This is a genomic window from Paraburkholderia sp. FT54 (genome assembly GCF_031585635.1).
GTDB lineage: Bacteria > Pseudomonadota > Gammaproteobacteria > Burkholderiales > Burkholderiaceae > Paraburkholderia.
The window spans coordinates 197071-213743 of sequence record NZ_CP134197.1 but is presented as its reverse complement, the minus strand read 5'-3'; the positions used below and the strand labels follow the sequence as shown (position 1 = coordinate 213743).

Here is a 16673-nt window from a genome sequence, read left to right as displayed (position 1 = left end):
AGTTGGCAAGTGAGTGGCGCACATGCTTGCTTACAAGCGTCGACAATCGTTATGGAATTGCTAATATCTTTCGCAACGATTGAGCTGGACATCCGCCTGGATACTCGTCCGTGAAAACGTACATTGCGGAGTGCGATACATCTAATCAACGCGTACCTGTCGGCATGTCAACGAGACCCAGTATTGGGCAAACGGCCAGTATGCGTCAACCAGCGCAACGCGCCGAATTCTGCCAAGCGTACCGGATATTCTGCCGTGCTCTTCGATGTAGTGGTGTCTGTTTAGTGGTCGAGCTATTTTGGACTGACGGATAGGTTCTTTCAGACGCAGGCCGGAGAGACCACCATCATCCACGTGGAATTTTTGCCGTCTTTCTTGCCTTCCGCCGCGCTGCTGCTGCGTAGATCAAATCGACGGGGCGGCGCAAACTTGGCTTCCCGGGAGATGCCGTCCCAGAGGTAGCCCGTTGCATGCCCATTGATGATGGCGTCGGGCGGTTGCTGTAGCGGGACCATTTGCTTGACGGGATTCATGGTCAGGATGTGCGGCATGCGCTGGTAATTGTTGACCGCATTTGCGGTCCACGCGGCTCTGGTGCAAATGAAATCGGCGAATCGGTTAGGATATCCGGCGATGAGCAAGCTGAAGAGTCTGGAGGAGTTGTTCGGCGGACGCCATTTTGATCGGGAGATCATCATCCTGTGTGTGTTCGCTGGTACCTGCGCTACAAGCTCAGCCTGCGCGATCTGGTCGAGATGATGGCCGAACGGGGTTTGTCGCTGGCTCACACGACGATCCTGCGCTGGGTGAGGCGTTTTACGCCCGAGTTCGTCAGACGCTGGAACCGCTTTGCTACACCTGCGGGTCGTTCGTGGCGTGTTGACTAGACCTACCTGAAGATTCGTGGCAGATGGGTCTCCCTGTACCGTGCGGTGGATCGGCCCGGCGAGACTGTGGACTTCATGCTCAGGGCGAGGCGCGACGTGGCTGCGGCCAAAGCCTTCTTCGACAAGGCCATCAGGCATCAGGGCCAGTCACCGGAGACCATCACGCTCGACGGCTATGCTGCCTCGCACCGCGCGGTGCGCGAGATGAAAACCGATGGCCTGCTGCCTGAAGACACGAAGGTCCGGTCGTCGAAATATCTGAACAACGTGATCGAGCAGGACCATCGCCACATCAAATCCAGAACGAATGTGATGCTCGGTTTCAAACGGTTCAGGGGCGCCGCGACCACGATTTCAGGCATCGAGCTGACGCATCGAATTCGCAAGGGCCAGTTCGATCTCGCGAAGCTCGGCCTCAAGGATGCCGCTGCGCCCGCCGTATGGAATGCTGTCCTGTCCACTCGATAAGGTATCCTGCCTATAGGAAACTTCTCAACCGGCTTACCCATTTGCACCAGAACCGTATTTTGCCGGCGCCCAAGGGTCGCGGAAATCCAGAAACGGACCGGCGATCGGCTTGACTCCCGCCGCCTTGAGGGCGGCGCGCGCCGCCTCCTTGTCATCGACAACGAGGCCGACATGCCGGCCGTCATCGGCGGGCTGTTTGCGTCCCGCCTGCAACGCGATGAATTGGTCGCCAAGATCGATAAAGGCCATCGTCTTGCGCGGCTGTGTCTGAAAATTCACTGCCAGATTGTTCAACGAATACTTTCCAGTTGCGTAGTGAACGATCGGCCGTCGACGTCGGTCAGCCGCAAAGTGACGCGCGTCTCTGGCGACACGTTGCTGTGAGGAACAGGTGGCAGCATGATCGTTGCGGCCGCACCCATCGGCGCACGAATGCCGTATGGACCTGCGGCAAACTGGTTGTAGGCGAAATCATTGGAGAACGCGCCCTTGGGCAACTTCGACAGAGCGGAAGCATCCCAGCGCTCGATGACCGTCAGGTCCGGGCCCAGCAATTCCGCTTCGACGACGTGCACCGGCGCTTCGGGCGTGCCCGCGTCCAGATACACGTGGAATCTGACCTGACCGTCCGCCAGCAATTTTCCGTCGCGCATCGTCAGGTGGTGAACGGTCGGGCTAACCGGGCCGCCGTGAAAGGGCGTCACCACGGAACCGCGGAAGTAACTGTAGGTGCCAACGTTGTACACCGCGACAAAGGCGAACAACGCCAACGCGAGGGTGCGAAACGCACGATCGCTCTGCGGTAGCGGCAGACTGCCGCCCATCCATTGAAACCAGGCCTTGCCGGAAAGCGCTGGCCTGATCCGAAGCAGCACGTTGTCTATCGAATACGCGCTGCCGCCGGCCAGCAACAAGGTCGTGCCCATTGCAAGATTGCAAGCGGCCATGGTCCACTCATCGATGCAGGTCGCTCCCTGCCAGCCGAACAGTGCCATCAGCACCACAGACAGCAACATGGAAACAAGCGCCCCCAGACGCGTGAGCAGCCCAACCATCAACATAAGGCCGAACACCAGTTCTACCGCGCTGAACACTAGTACGCCCACGTAAAGTACGTAGAAATGCTGGAGCATAAATGCGATCAGATGATCGAGTCCGAACAGTGCACCTGGCATCGCCGTCTGAAACTTGTAGGCCATCCAGTGCGGTGCATGCGGATCCAGTTTGCTCGGCCCATAGATGAAGCGTCGTGAGCCGCCGCCCCAATAGATGAACCCTTGTATGAAGCGTGTGACAGCCAGAGCGACACCGGCCAGGCGCCAGCTCCGAAGTGCGTCGTTACGCTGGGCACCGACAGTCGTCGCGTCTAGTGGGAGGGTTGCCATGTCAATGCATTTCCAGATACTTTGATGGAGACAGCTTACGGCGCGCACGCGCCGACGGGCGTACGGTGCCGACTTTCTACACAGGGTTGCGGGGTCCCTAGGGTGTCGAATCGAGGAACAGCGACATCGGCCGGTGTGCTGCCCCCGGTGCATCCCGCGCGATGTGTGGTCAGAGTGGCATTAGTGCATAACCAGCTTGCTGCAGGGTTGTCACGGTAGTCAGTGCGGACAATGACAGCGTTACTCTGGGGTCAATCCAGTCATACTCGAAGTGGTGTTCTGCCATCGCCTGGCCACACACCGCGATCGTGATACCGTCCTTCCTGAGTTCCGCAATCAACGGCAGATTGGGGTTAGGCACGCCGAACTGTGCACGGTAGTGCGCGTCGTCGAGCACCAGCGACGTGGCCGAGCCAGAAGCGACCGCGACGAATTTAAGCCTGCTCAACGGCACGCCCGACGCCACGTAGAGATTCACCGCGCGCGCCACGTGATCAAGCGCCGGACTCACCTCATTGGGGTTCTTGCCCCCCTGCGTTAACGAGAAGACCACCTTGTAGGTGTGACCCGGCTGCGGCTTGAAAGCACTGTTCGGCAGAAAGTGCATCTTGCCGTAGTCGTGAACGGTCGGCGTCGTCCAGAAGTCGGGTGAATCCATCGTGCCTGCATGGACGGACAATGAAGCGGCAGCGAGCGCTGCGGTAGCTACGAAAGTTTTGACTTTGTACATGGTTGATTGCGATTTCACTACGGGTGCACAAGGGTTGGAATCAGGGGTGGTAAAGCCCCTGTGCGAGGCGCCTGAACAAGCCCGAATCGACGCGCGGACCGGCGAAGATGGTCGTACGCTATCGAACCCGCTTGTCTTCGGCTCTCAATTGATTTAACTGGATTGAGCGCATTCGTCTATGCGGTTTGCGCCAAAATGTGGCCAACGAGAGTCATCCGCCTAGCCCAGCTTTCACCATCATCCCGAGCGCCACGCAGATCAACACGCCTCCGAAACCCACCTGCACGTGCTGCGCGGAGAGACGATGCGAAACCAGCCGCCCGGTCACCATGCCGACGGCCGTCGCCAGGCTGAACCACAGCGTCAGGTCGAGCGGCAATGGCGCGCCGTGCAGGACCGTCACAACGACACCGCCGCTGCCGACCAGCGCGATCACCATCAGCGACGTGGCGACAATGCCATGCATCGACACGTTGGTCAGCTTGCGCAGCATGGGCACGATGATGAAGCCGCCGCCCACCCCGAGCAGTCCCGTCATGAGGCCGGTCAATGCGCCGGTCGCCGCGAGTGCGGCTCCAGTCGTCCACGACCAGATCAGCCGCCCGGTGTTCGGGTTGATGTGGCCGACGCAAAACCGCGAGTCCGCGCTGTCCGGGCGTCCGCGCCGCAAAGCCTGTGATAACAGCCTTCCGGCCACCACCAGCATGACGGTCGCAAACAGCGCCAGGAGCACGCGCTGCGGCAACGCGTGGGCAACGCGCACGCCGAGCGAGGTCAGCGGCACACCCGCTGCGGCCATGAACAGCGCGGCGCGGTAGCGGACGAGCCGCTGCCGGAATGCTTCAAGCGCGCCGATCGCAGCGCTGCCCGCCACGGCAACCAGCGCAACCGGCGTCGCCTGCTGCATCGGCCAGCCCATGCCGGCTACCAACGCCGGAACGGCCAGTATGCCGCCGCCCGCGCCGGTCAGGCCGAGCACCGCGCCGACGATGGCGCCGAGAATAAGTGAAGTTAGCATGTCTGATCCGGGAGGTTGCGAGTAGCCGCTGCGTTAGCCCACGAGTTCAGGCTGCGCCATCCACTCGCGCCCCTTGAGCATCCCGTGCCAGTAAAGCGGCGGCAGGATGCGCTCCTTCAGCAGCCACGCGAGGCGCGACGGACGCTTGCCGTCGATCAGCCAGGTCGGCATGGACGGCGCGACCTTCCCGCCATAGAGGAATTCCGCCAGCACGATCTTGCCGCGTTCGACGGTCAGCGGGCATGATCCATAGCCGTCGTACGCCGCCTCACCCCGGACCTTGCCGAGGGCGGCAAGCACGTTGTGGGCGACGACGGGTGCCTGTTTGCGTGCGGCGGCAGCGGTTTTCGCGTTGGTGGTGTTCGCGACATCCCCGAGCGCGAAGACGTTTGAATGAGTCTTGTGGCGCAACGTAGCAGGGTTGACGTCGACCCAGCCCGCCTTGTCGACCAGCGGGCTGACGCGGATGAAGTCCGGTGCTTTCTGCGGCGGCACCACGTGGATCATGTCGAACTCGCGGGTCACCGATTCCACGCTGCCGTTCTCGAGCGTGCGCGTGAAAGTCGCCCTCTTGCCTGGGCCGTCTATCGCACTCAGGTTGAAGCCGAAGTTCAGCGCGATGTCGTAACGCCTGACGTACTCCATCAATGCCGGGACATAGTCGGCCACGCCGAACAACACCGCGCCGGCGTTGAAGAACTGAACATCGATCTGTTCGAGCCGGCCTGTACGCCGCCAGTGATCCGAGGACAGATACATCGCCTTCTGCGGCGCCCCGGCGCATTTGATCGGCATCGGTGGCTGCGTGAACAGCGCGCGGCCGCCCTTGAGTTCGCTCACGAGCTGCCAGGTGTAGGGAGCAAGATCGTAGCGATAGTTGGACGTCACGCCATTCTGGCCGAGTGCTTCAGACAACCCATCGATGGCATGCCAGTCGAGCTTGAGTCCCGGACAGACGATAAGCTGCCTGTAGCTCACTACCCTGCATCCTTCGAGTACGACCGCGTTGTTTTCTGGCTCGAACGCGGCCACCGCGGCCTTGATCCAGTGCACCTGGCGCGGCAGCACGGCGGCCATGTCGCGGACGGTCTTCTCGGGATCGAACACACCGGCTCCGACCATGGTCCAGCCTGGCTGGTAATAGTGAACGCCGGCCGGGTCGATGATGGCGATGTCGAGGTTGCGGTCGCGCGCGAGCAGGCTCGCGGCGGCCGCCACGCCGGCTGCGCCTGCGCCAACGATCACGATGTCGTGACTGGCCACTGCGACATTGACAGGCACCTTGCCGCCGTTGGCGATGCGCCGCGCCAGCGCGGACAGATCATAACCTGCTGCGCTGGCTGCGGCGACGATGTCTGGCAGCGTCCCGCGGGGCGCTTCGGACAATGCCCACAGCGTCGCGGCACGCATTCCGGTACGGCAATAGGCGAGCACTGGCTTCGGCAGCGCGCGCATCAATTCGCCGAACCGCGCAGCATCGGCGTCGCCGACCTTGCCGGACTCGATGGGCAGGTAATGAGCCTCGATACCCTGGTCGCGGGCCGCCGCCTCGATTTCGCTAAAGTTGGGCTGGTCGGCGCCTTCGCCGTCCGGGCGATTGCAGATGACGGCGCGAAAACCCGCCTGCGCGATCGCACGCACGTCTGATGCGGCAATCTGCTGCGATACCGCCAGTTCGGCCGTCAGTTTCTTGATGTCCATTTACTTTTCCTGTTGCTTCCAAGAATCACGTGCACCGCCTCAGATTGCGTTGAGGGGAATCTTGAGATACAGCACGCCGTTATCTTCCGGATCGGGCAGATGTCCGGCGCGCATGTTGACCTGTACTGACGGCAGCATCAGCACAGGCATGTTAAGTGTCGCGTCGCGCGCGGTGCGCATCGCCACGAAAGCTTCCTCGCCGATACCATTGCGGATATGGACGTTGTGTTCGCGTTCCTCGGCTACCGTGCTGACAAACTGCAAAGGCCGACCGCCGGGCTGGTAGTCGTGGCACATGTACAGCTTCGTGTCCGCCGGCAGGCTCAACACCTTGTTGATTGACCGGTACAGCGTACGGGCGTCGCCGCCGGGAAAGTCGCAGCGCGCGGTACCGTAGTCGGGCATGAACAGGGTGTCGCCGACAAAGGCAGCGGTATGCGCGCCGTCGCTGACCACATAGGTCATGCAGGCGGGCGTATGGCCCGGCGTGTGGATAGCGCGCGCCTGCAACGCTCCAACGGTGAACGTTTCGCCGTCGGAGAGCAGGTGATCGAACTGGCTGCCATCGTGCGCGAATCTCAAACCGGCGTTGAACAGCTTGCCGAACTCGTCTTGCACGCGGGTCACCTGCGCGCCAATCGCAATCTTTCCGCCGAGTCTTTCCTTGAGGTAGGGCGCGGCGGACAGATGGTCGGCGTGCACGTGGGTTTCGAGAAGCCACTGGACCTTCACGCCAAGCTCGTGGACACGAGAGATGAGCTTGTCGGCTGTCGTCGTGGAGGTGCGGCCTGACTTCGGGTCATAGTCGAGGACACTGTCGATCAGTGCACAGTCGCCGGTGCGGACATCCAGCAACAGGTAGCTGACCGTGCAGGTACCGGCGTCGAAGAAACCTTCGACCAGCATGGGGCTCGTGGTATTCAACTTCCTCTCCTCAAACGAATGGATTTTGCGAAACAGGACGGCCAATCAATACAAGAACCGTGCCACGTCGCTCGCAATTGATAAAAATTGGATAACCATTTGATTTGTATCAATGTTTCTATTCCATCGGGCGTCGCCACAGCTCGTGAAGCGGTCATCTGGGGTTGAAGGCTGCCATTTGAGGCAGTCAGGTGGCAGGGATGGCAGCTTTGGCAGCGTCGACGTATAGCGAGGTCTACTGGAGCCGCCGCCATGAAATCCCCTAAGCCGTTCATACCCATCACACCCGTCGTAAAGACCTCCGCCGGCTCGCCTCAAGCGCTGCATGTCGACGCCCTCGTGTCGTACCTGGAGCACGACGCTCAACCCATGATCGTGCTCGATCCCGAGTACCGCATCCTTGCTGCCAATACCGCTTATCAACGTCAGTTCGGCGTCGCCAGCCAGCCTCATGTGGGCCGCAAGTGCTATCAGGTCTCGCATCACTACGACGTGCCGTGCGACCAGGCGGGCGAGCACTGTCCAATGAAGCGGGCGTTTGAGCTCCGCGGCCCCGACCGCGTGCTCCACATTCATCACACACCTCGCGGGCCGGAGCATGTCGATGTCGAATTGCGGCCGATATTCAATTCGCAGCGGGAGGTGGTTGCGTATGTCGAGAGGCTCCCCACGGTACGCGGCGCATCCGCCAGTCCGAGCGCGGAAGGGCTGGTCGGTCGATCAGCGTCGTTCAGCGACATTCGGAAATCCGCACCTTGACGCCTGGCGTATGAAAAAATCCGAATCTTGAGGGCACCCCGTATCTATCGACCCGCATAAGAGCATCCATGCGATGCTCGATATCATTCGGGGCATGGGGCCGTTATACCGAATGTTGGGGATCGCGGCTGTTCATAACACCACCAAACCCAAATGGCGTAACGACGAGTAGCGCCCGTCGCTTGACCACGCCATCCCACAGCCCAATCTCTGGGAGATCATGGTTCGCGAATCGGAATGGCGCACGCTCTCGTCAGTCCTGCGGCCTCGTGCGGATCTTCACTACGCGGATGAGGATGTCTTCGCCATTTGTTCCTAACGGCGGGTTGGGTTCGTCACTTCCCGTATCCACTAGCCCTTCTGCATCCCCCAACCGCTTTTAAAGAAAGGGATGCACACGTCGAATTCGGCTTCGGGCCAATCGTCCAAAGGCACCCACTGCGGCGATCGCGAGCCTTTCCATAGTCGCCCATCGACAAGCCGACGGACGGTTCTTCTCCGACGTGATACCGACCGCAAACCGATCTGGGCACCGCGCAATTCCACTAGTGCTTTCTCCGAGCTACGGTGCTTCAAATTCGCCGGCGATCGCAGCACGCGCATGCGTGGCAGCGTGTCCATCCACTCCCGCGATCCGAAAATGCCGCGTAGGGTCGCGTGAGCGTCCAAGGTGCTCTCAAGGCGTGGGAAAAACACCGTAGCGCGCTCGTACGGGAAGATGAACTCCTGGAACATCAGCGTCGGCACCGCCAAACGGAAGGATCGACCTGCGTGCGCGACGGTCCTTCGAAGATCAGCTAGCCGCAACGCACCAGCAATGGAATCAAATACCTGTCAAGTTCTGGCGACGGTCCGTCAAACTCCGTATCGTCGTTGCAGCACATCCTTATCCAGCTAGGCTTTGCCGTTCAAAAGGTGCCGATCAGGTCGGTCCGATCGGCAGCTGCACGACATCCCGGTTGTGAACCTTTTCGAATACGGGCGCTTCCTGCATCCCTCCTTCGGCACCGATCTCGCCGTCATGAGCGTTCGGTGCGAAGCTGAGTTCGACCAGACGTTGGCGCCCGGCTTTCGCGTCGTCGACGCAGACTGCGGCATGGCCGTACCCGTCGTCATGCGTATAGGGTTCGGCGCGGGAGCGTCGATGCGTCGGCAAGATCCGTCTCGTCGTCGCCACCTGCGGATGCTAAAGTCCTCGCAGCCGCCGGCTTTCAACGAAAAGAAGGGGACCGTCATGGCAAACAGAACCTCCCTGCTCCAGCGCGCGGCAGCCGCCGCTGCTTTCTTTGTGCTGATCGCGAGCCATGTGGCCCGCGCCGAAGATAGCGTCGCGCCGGTTCATCCGGCCGCTCGCGATATTGCCCAGGAAGAGCGCAACCGCGCGCTAGTCGTGAACTTCTACGATGCGGTGTTCAACCGGCACGATCTCAGGACTGCTAGCACCGTACTCGCACCGGATTACATTCAGCACAATCCGCATATTTTCACCGGGTCCGCGCCGTTCATCAGCTTCTTTACCGAATACTTCAAGCATGCCCCCGATGCCCGTTCGACCATCGTGCGCAGTGCGACCGACGGCGATCTCGTCTTTCTGCATGTTCACTCGACCGGCAACCCGCAAGACCGCGGCAACGCCATCGTGGATATCTTCCGCGTCAAGCACGGCAAGATCGCTGAGCACTGGGATGTGGTTCAACCCGTGCCCGAGCAGTCAGCCAACGACAACACGATGTTCTAGTTGCTCCGGCGAAACACGCTGTCTGCCGCGGGTCTCGCCTCGCGACAGACAACGGCTCATGCTTACATCCGACTATGTTTCCCCAGTAATGGTGAGCGAGCATCCATGCAAAGAGCACGGCAATGAAGATCCAGTATTTCCTTGTGGCGGCCGCCGTCGGCATGATGACCGGCCCGGCATTCGACCGGCCACAGACGTCTGCGGAGATCACAAAAGAAACAGACAAGACCACCGTGACAGGAACGGCAACGGTCATTGCCACGGTCGTCGCCACGATGGACCCTCACGACCATGCTCATGCTCATGCTCATGCTCTTTGTGCAGTGCCAGTACTTCAGGGTTCCTAATATTCTCTACGTTCAAGAACGGTAGCATGCTCGGCCACTCAAGGGCCGTCACGGCCGAGAAGTCGGCGACGGCCAACAGTCTACGATCTTCAATGGCTCTTGTGGATCCGATAGCGGCCGGTCTTGACTTTCGGTAGGCTGACCGGGTTGGGTGCGGCCACAAAGGGGCATCGAATCTACAGTCGCCTCGACGCTCAAGCATCGCGTGTGCACCCGCAAACCGCCATTCGGCTCACGAATCCACCCGAAGCCTCGCAAAACGAACGCGGCCACCGCCGCACTCAAATTTTGAGTCGCGAGACCTTGGTTCCCGAGAGTGACACATCTCCCATCAGACCGGCATTGGTCAGCACGATCGCATTGACTGGTGCGGTTGCCGTTGTCGTATCGATCGCGCCGTTCGCACCGATCTTCAAGAGCGCGACTGACCCTTCTCCACCGACCGACCAGCCTTTGGAACGGCGAAAGCTGTTGAGCGCATCACGGGTCATGAACAGGAAGATAACGGCCTTCGATTGAGCCCCTGCCTGCATGCCAAATGACCCGGATACCGTGCTGTAGTAATCAACGGATCTCCCGCCTACGCGCAATGCGCCTTCGCCGTACTCGCCACCGGCGACGAAGCCAACCTTGATCACCGATGGGAACACGAGCACACCGTTCGCCTTGCCGACCAATTCCCGGGAACCCCTGACGTTCGCGTACAGCTTCGACAGGGTCCCATGGACCTTTGCATCGATCGCCCGCTGCTTCGAATCGTTGGACTCGTTGGCAATGGCATCGCTTACCGACCCCAGGGAGATGCATCTGCCCGGCGTCCGCATAGCTGAAGCGGCCGACCTTGAGATCAATGATGACCAGGCATCTCAACCGTCGATGGAAAAACACCAGATCGACCCTGAACCATGTGTCGTCGATTCTCAGGCGACGCTGCCGGCCGACGAAAGCGAAGTCGTCGCCAAGCTCCAGCAGGAAATCCGCCAGATGCTGGATCAGCGCTTCCTCAAGGTCCGACTCCGAGTACTCGTCCTTGATGTCGAGAAACTCGAGTACGAACGGGTCGCGAATTGCCTCCTCTGGCGTAAGAAGATCACCCGGCTGGACATCAGCGGCTTTCCTGAGCAGGGCCGCCTTGTTGCGCGACAGCGCCAGCCGCTCGTAAAGCTGGCTACCGATCTGGCGGTCAAGCTGGCGCACCGACCAGCCTTCGCGCAACGCCTCTGTTTCATAGCAAGACCTGAACTCGCGAGCCGCGCATCGCGCAGAGGACCGCACCAGACCCACTCCGGCCAGTCAGTCCCCTCCGAAGCAGCCGTTCAACGTTTGACATGAGTCGCGTACGTCCGCTGGTTCGCGACTCGCCGCTCGATGAAGAAGAAAAGAGATTGCCACTCCGCTTTTCCGAATAGTACGGACCTGGGCCCGTTGAATGCATGTCGGGCGGCAAGAGAGTCAGACGTCCCGCATTGTGACGAGCCCGGAGGATTTGCAAAAGGCATGTCTGATCGGCAGCCGGCCGAGTCCGGTCAGACGCCCCTCAGCGACGAATTTCGGTAGTCGGCACCTACCGCACCATCGCCCCCCGAGAAGTCACCGCGCTCGCGGGGCCACGCTTGCCACTCCGAACCGCCAGTTGGCACTTGAACGCTCATCCACCTCATGGACCGGCTGACAGCGCTGCCCGGGCTGGTGTCTAGCGCCGTTTGCCTGTACTGGAAACGCGAACAGCTCAACCTTTTCCGCGCCACGCCGTTATACGGTTCGAACGCAGCGTTGAGTTGGACAGACGCGACACTTGCTGGAGCGGCGAGTGGACAAGGACAGTTTCCTGCGAAACGCCACTCGCCGAACAGGCGAACGGCGCCGGGCACGCTTCGAAGACGCCCCCCTTCCCGATCGAAGAATCTTCCAGCCCATAGCGCGCGTACCAGCACGGCAAGGAAGGCAACCACAGAAACCATCAGTCGGTCCCCCTGTAAAGCCCACCAGGTTGTCAACGCTGTGAGCACGAGTCAAACCGCAATCCCCAATTCAGGTGCCACAGGAGGGCACGCTTCACGATCATGAAACGAATCTATGCCACGTTCCTCGCCGCACTGCTGATCGCTATGATTGCGCCGGAGTGCCAGGGACAGTACACCACCGACTGGGTGGCGAATACATCTGGGACCAACGTTACCCGCGTGGGTAGCGTTGCGCGCTCCATGTGGATAGCGCCCGAGGGTGTCATCTACACGGCTTCCATGTGGGACGAAAACGAGGGTGGTATCGCGATATACCAGAACGGCCAAAGCCTGGGGTCCTTAGGAGGTCACGGCGAGTTTCAGGGCAGCGCCATTACGGGAAATGCAACTTCAATCTTCGCTGCCTTGCAATTCAATGCCACATACGGCAGCGGCACGGTGGGGCGGTACGACCGAACCAGCCATACTCGCAATCTTCTCATCTCGGTCAGCGCGACAACGACTGAGCCGCGGGCTGATGTAATCACAGGACTCGCGACGTCGGGCTCGCTCCTGTATGCAAGCGACTTTCCTGGAAATCGCGTCCGCGTCTACACCACGGACGGCGTCTGGCGGCAGGATATCGCCGTCTCAGGCCCTGGCGCACTCGCAGTGGACAGCGCAGGCAACATCTGGGTTGCGCAGAAAAGTACGGGCGCGATCCTCGAGTTCAATCCGGCCGGCGTGCTCGTGAACACGATCCAGATGTCCGTCGCCTCTCGACCGTCCTCGCTGTATTTCGATTCGTCGACCGGATGTCTCATGATCGGCGACGAGGGCCCCGACATGAACATCAAGTCCTATAACATTTTGGGCATTCCATTTCTGGTCAGTACATTTGGCGTTCAGGGGGGATATCTCGACACCACGACCGGAATCAAAGGACAGGTTGGAGACAAGCGCTTCACCCGCGTCACTGGTATCGGCAAGGACACCGCAGGCAACCTCTATGTGCTCAACAACCCGTGGGGCGGAAGCTGGGATCTCGGCCGCGACGGCGGCACCGACATTCACTCCTACGACAGTTTTGGCCACCTGCAATGGAAGCTTCAGTCTCTCAACTTCGAGGGGGTCGCCGCTCCGGACCCGGGTACTGACGGCACGTACTTCTATGGCGGCACCAACATCTACAGCGGCACTGCGGGGGGAACCTTCGTAGCGAACACTGTCGATCCGATCGACTATCCATCCGATCCACGCATCAACATCAACGATCGCTCACGGGATGAGCACTTCGGTCAACTTGCCAATGTCGGCGCCAACCGGATCCTCGTGGCGTCGGGCCAGAATCCCGATACCTTCTACTTCTTCCACTTCAATGCGGCGAATGGTTACATCGCCATACCGGACGCCACGCTTCCAGGTACGGCGTTCAAGACGACAGCACCGGTCAGGGACGGATTCTGCCTTGACAGCAAAGGGGAAGTCTGGGCCGGTTTGGACAAGACGAATGCCATCTGGCACTATCCGCTGACCGGTTTCGATGCCAACGGTCAGCCGAGTTGGGGAGCAGGAATTGCCACGCCCATTCCGGGCACGATCATGCCATTGACGCGGATCATCTACCTGCCGGAAAGCGACACGATGATCCTGGCACAGGGAATCGTCGGGAGCACGGACTGGACGTCGATCGGAACGCGGATCGAGGTGTATCACGGCTGGCTCGCAGGCAACACGACCGCTCCCAATCCGGTGATCAACCTCACCAGCGCCAATCCCAAGTCGATCACGGCGGCCGGCAACTATCTCTTCGTCGGATATGTACACACCGTGCCCAACATCGATGCCTTCAATCTGACCACAGGCAGCCTGGACACCACGTTGATCAACAGCAATCCCAACACCGTGTACGTCGGCAATGACGTGGATTCGATGTACGGCCTTAGATCGTATCGTCGGTCGACCGGGGAGTACGTGATCACGAAGGATAACTACAATGGGACCAGCGTCATCATTTATCGCTGGACACCCTGATCAACAGTGCTCGTCGCGGCTACGCCTCGAGCACCTCCCGTCATGTCGACTCATTGACGTTGTTTCTTTCCACAGGCAGCGTTCGACCGGAAAAATTACGCCGGTCATACCTACTGCGCACATCAACTGCCGGAATTGGACTGACGATCATCCATAGTTGTCACCATTGTCCCAGAGGTGATGAGCGAGGCGGTTGTCCAGTTCGAGGAAGCAAAGCGGCGATAAGAAATTTAAAGCCTGAACTGCACCCCAAAAGTTGGACACCGATCCAACCTTTTGGGGTGTTTTTCATGACGAAGTACAGTGAGCAGTTAAAGCTGAAGCTGGTGAAGCAGTACGTGGCCGGTTCGGCTGGTGTCGAGGTACTTGCAAAGCGGTATGGAGTGAGTCGCTCGGTTTTACAGCTGTGGATTTCGGCCTACGAGCAACATGGACGGGACGGACTGCGCAAGAAATTCAGTCACTATGACGCGCAGTTCAGGATGTCGGTACTCATGCACATGTGGCAGAAGGATTTGCCATACCGGCAGGTGGCTGCGGTGTTCGACATCCGCAGTCCGGGCTGCATAGCGCAATGGGAACGCCGGTATCATGAAGGCGGTATCGACGCACTGGCGCCTCGTCCACGATGGCGCCGCAAAACCATGACCCAGCCAGTTCCTGAAAAGCCGACCGAAGACAGTGCGCCAGATAAGCGCACGCGTGAGCAGTTGCTCAAGGAAAACGAGTACCTGCGCGCGGAGGTGGCCTATCTAAAAAAGCTCGATGCCCTGCTTCAGGCAAAGAAGCAGGGCGTGCAGAAGAAAAAGCGCAAATAGTGCAGGAGCTCCGGCAGCACCACCCGATGCCCGCTTTGCTGAAGGCAGCGGGTCTGGCGCGCAGCACGTTCTATTACCAGTTGAGCGTGCCGGATGCCGGTGAGCGGCACAAGGACCTCAAAACCCGCATCAAGACTGTGTATGAACGCCACAAGGGCCGTTATGGCTACCGGCGCATCACGGCGGCGATCCGGCAGGCAGGCCCGAGCGTGAACCACAAGACGGTGCAACGTCTGATGGGAGAACTGAAACTGAAATCGCTGGTGCGCGCGAAGAAATACCGCTCATGGCGCGGCGAAGTCGGCCGTATTGCGCCGAACCTGTTAAACCGCGAGTTCAGCGCACAGCAGCCCAATCAGAAGTGGGTGACGGACGTGACGGAGTTCAACGTGCTGGGTCAGAAGCTGTATCTCTCGCCGATCATGGATCTGTATAACGGCGAGATCGTGGCTTATCAGATGAACACCCGACCGGTCTTCGATCTGGTCAGCAGCATGCTAAAAAAAGCGCTGGCAAAGCTTGGTCCCCAGGAGACCCCGCTGCTGCATTCAGACCAGGGCTGGCAGTACCAGATGCCTGCTTACCGGAGGCTGCTGGATCAACACGGCCTGACGCAGAGCATGTCGCGCAAGGCAAACTGCTACGACAATGCGGCAATGGAAAGCTTCTTTGGCACGCTCAAGGCGGAGTTCTTCCGGCTGAGCAGGTTTGAAAGTATCGACGAGTTGAAGGCTGGCATCAGACAATACATTCACTACTACAACCACAAACGCATCAAGCTCAAACTGAACGGGCTGAGTCCTGTGATGTACAGAACCCAGCCCGCTCAAACCTGAACTCAAACTGTCCAACTTTGCGGGGTCAGTTCAGCCCGGCCTGATCCGCTGGGCTTTTTCGTATCTACCGCCTGGCCATCCTTAACACTTCGTCGCCCCTGATCGTCTTATGCTTAACGGCTAACGAATCGGGGATCCCATGGCTTATCCATACGACTTGATCTGGTTTTGTCGCGATAAGAATCGAGGGACGAACGGGATGATAGTGCAAGCGTTTCAGTACCTTGGCCAACGCCCGGTCCAGCGTCTTCATCGATTCTCCCATCGGCGACTTTGTATCGCCGGAATTCTACCGTCCATCTCTTATTGCGACACATCCTTGGCGCTTATGTCAGCACCTGGCCGCCATCGACCACCAAGGTCTGGCCGGTGATCCAGCCCGCGTGCGAGCTGGCGAGAAACAGCACCGCGCTCGCGACCTCCGCGGGTGTCCCGAGCCGGCCGAACGGAACCGAACGCTGGATCCGCTCATACAACTCGGGATCGGAAGTCTTGCGCTGCTCCCACGCTCCACCGGGAAACTCGATCGAACCTGGCGCAACCGAGTTGACACGAATCCGATCCGGCGCGAGTGTCAATGCATGGGAAGCCGTGTAGTGCACGACCGCTGCCTTGATCGCCGCGTAAGACTGGGTGCGTGCCGACGGACGCAGCGCCGAGATGGACGTCACGTTGACGATCGCAGCGTTGGCCGACTGTCGCAGGAATGGAAGCGCGGCATGACCCGCGCGCACTGTTGCCATGAGGTCGACCTGGATGCCGGCCTCCCATCCGGCTTCGGTATCCCCGCCCCCGAAACCGGACGCGTTGTTGATCAAAATGTCGATACCGCCGAGCGCATTGCCGGCGCTCGCAATGTAAGCGGTGATCGCCTCGCCGTCAGCGAGATCGCAAGCTGCGGTATGGACCGGACGGTCATAGACGGACAACTCGGCCTCGACCGCTTTCAATCCTTCCAGGTTGCGCGCACAGACGGACACGGCGGCGCCTGCCTGCGCGAACCCGAGCGCGATGCTGCGGCCGATACCGCGCGAGCCCCCGGCGACGACGACGCGTTTACCGTTGAAATCGAAACTCATGTTTTT

13 protein-coding genes and 3 pseudogenes are annotated in these 16673 nt (G+C 60.0%); 6 read left to right on the top strand and 10 right to left on the bottom strand.

All coding sequences use genetic code 11. The annotated features are described in order from the left end of the window. Positions 1-320 precede the first annotated feature (320 nt). The gene (locus tag RI103_RS39775; RefSeq protein ID WP_409077074.1) at positions 321-788 is read right to left on the bottom strand and encodes a hypothetical protein; all 468 of its coding nucleotides are present in this window, start codon (positions 786-788) and stop codon (positions 321-323) included. On the opposite strand from RI103_RS39775, the pseudogene RI103_RS33720 reads away from it, so the two are divergent. Further along, positions 702-1355, top strand: a pseudogene (locus RI103_RS33720) (IS6 family transposase). The gene RI103_RS39775 and the pseudogene RI103_RS33720 sit on opposite strands and share 87 nt — an antisense overlap. Before the next feature lie 33 nt (positions 1356-1388). On the opposite strand, the gene RI103_RS33715 reads toward RI103_RS33720, so the two are convergent. The 6 genes from RI103_RS33715 to RI103_RS33690 all read right to left on the bottom strand — a co-directional run bounded on the left by RI103_RS33715 (position 1389) and on the right by RI103_RS33690 (position 7095). Further along, positions 1389-1604, bottom strand: coding sequence for a hypothetical protein (locus RI103_RS33715; RefSeq protein ID WP_310819150.1), 216 nt, complete (start codon positions 1602-1604; stop codon positions 1389-1391). A gap of 41 nt (positions 1605-1645) precedes the next feature. Continuing rightward, entirely contained in the window at positions 1646-2788 is a 1143-nt protein-coding gene (locus RI103_RS33710; RefSeq protein WP_310819149.1) for a TQO small subunit DoxD, read from the bottom strand. 121 nt (positions 2789-2909) lie between these two features. Then, positions 2910-3470, bottom strand: coding sequence for a DsrE family protein (locus RI103_RS33705; protein WP_310819148.1), 561 nt, complete (start codon positions 3468-3470; stop codon positions 2910-2912). Between the two features lie 211 nt (positions 3471-3681). Continuing rightward, positions 3682-4488 (bottom strand): sulfite exporter TauE/SafE family protein, encoded by an 807-nt coding sequence (locus RI103_RS33700; RefSeq protein WP_310819147.1) that lies wholly within the window; start codon positions 4486-4488, stop codon positions 3682-3684. A gap of 33 nt (positions 4489-4521) precedes the next feature. Continuing rightward, positions 4522-6189 carry a TIGR01244 family sulfur transferase gene (locus RI103_RS33695; protein WP_310819146.1) on the bottom strand — a complete coding sequence of 556 codons (1668 nt, stop codon included), beginning with the start codon at positions 6187-6189 and terminating at the stop codon, positions 4522-4524. A 39-nt stretch (positions 6190-6228) separates the two neighbouring features. Next, positions 6229-7095, bottom strand: a complete 867-nt coding sequence (locus RI103_RS33690) for an MBL fold metallo-hydrolase (RefSeq protein ID WP_310819145.1) — start codon at positions 7093-7095, stop codon at positions 6229-6231. Between the two features lie 270 nt (positions 7096-7365). Between RI103_RS33690 and RI103_RS33685 the strand changes: the two are divergent. From RI103_RS33685 to RI103_RS33675, 3 genes and pseudogenes are all read left to right on the top strand, one after another. After that, a pseudogene (locus RI103_RS33685) lies at positions 7366-7848 on the top strand (PAS domain-containing protein); the annotation flags it as partial. Between the two features lie 985 nt (positions 7849-8833). Beyond that, positions 8834-9610, top strand: a complete 777-nt coding sequence (locus tag RI103_RS39770) for a nuclear transport factor 2 family protein (RefSeq protein WP_409077054.1) — start codon at positions 8834-8836, stop codon at positions 9608-9610. A 122-nt stretch (positions 9611-9732) separates the two neighbouring features. Next, a complete protein-coding gene (locus tag RI103_RS33675) occupies positions 9733-9957 on the top strand; it encodes a hypothetical protein (protein ID WP_310819144.1) in 225 nt (74 codons plus the stop codon). 281 nt (positions 9958-10238) lie between these two features. Here RI103_RS33675 and RI103_RS33670 read toward each other — a convergent pair whose 3' ends face one another. Together RI103_RS33670 and RI103_RS33665 are read right to left on the bottom strand one after the other, a co-directional pair. Then, positions 10239-10781: a YSC84-related protein gene (locus RI103_RS33670; RefSeq protein ID WP_409077053.1), complete on the bottom strand. Its 543-nt coding sequence runs from the start codon at positions 10779-10781 to the stop codon at positions 10239-10241. Beyond that, positions 10756-11196, bottom strand: a pseudogene (locus RI103_RS33665) (PDDEXK nuclease domain-containing protein); the annotation flags it as partial. The pseudogene RI103_RS33665 and the gene RI103_RS33670, both read right to left, overlap by 26 nt. A gap of 824 nt (positions 11197-12020) precedes the next feature. Between RI103_RS33665 and RI103_RS33660 the strand changes: the two are divergent. Both RI103_RS33660 and RI103_RS33655 read left to right on the top strand, forming a co-directional pair. Beyond that, positions 12021-13934 carry an SMP-30/gluconolactonase/LRE family protein gene (locus RI103_RS33660; RefSeq protein ID WP_310819143.1) on the top strand — a complete coding sequence of 638 codons (1914 nt, stop codon included), beginning with the start codon at positions 12021-12023 and terminating at the stop codon, positions 13932-13934. A gap of 290 nt (positions 13935-14224) precedes the next feature. Then, positions 14225-15588, top strand: a protein-coding gene (locus RI103_RS33655; protein ID WP_310812641.1) for an IS3 family transposase whose coding sequence is annotated in 2 segments (ribosomal slippage) — positions 14225-14687 and positions 14687-15588 — 1365 coding nt in all. Because the reading frame shifts where the segments join, the coding sequence is not laid out codon by codon here. 326 nt (positions 15589-15914) lie between these two features. Here the strand turns inward: RI103_RS33655 and RI103_RS33650 are convergent. Further along, the gene (locus tag RI103_RS33650) at positions 15915-16667 is read right to left on the bottom strand and encodes an SDR family oxidoreductase (RefSeq protein ID WP_310819142.1); all 753 of its coding nucleotides are present in this window, start codon (positions 16665-16667) and stop codon (positions 15915-15917) included. Positions 16668-16673 lie beyond the last annotated feature (6 nt).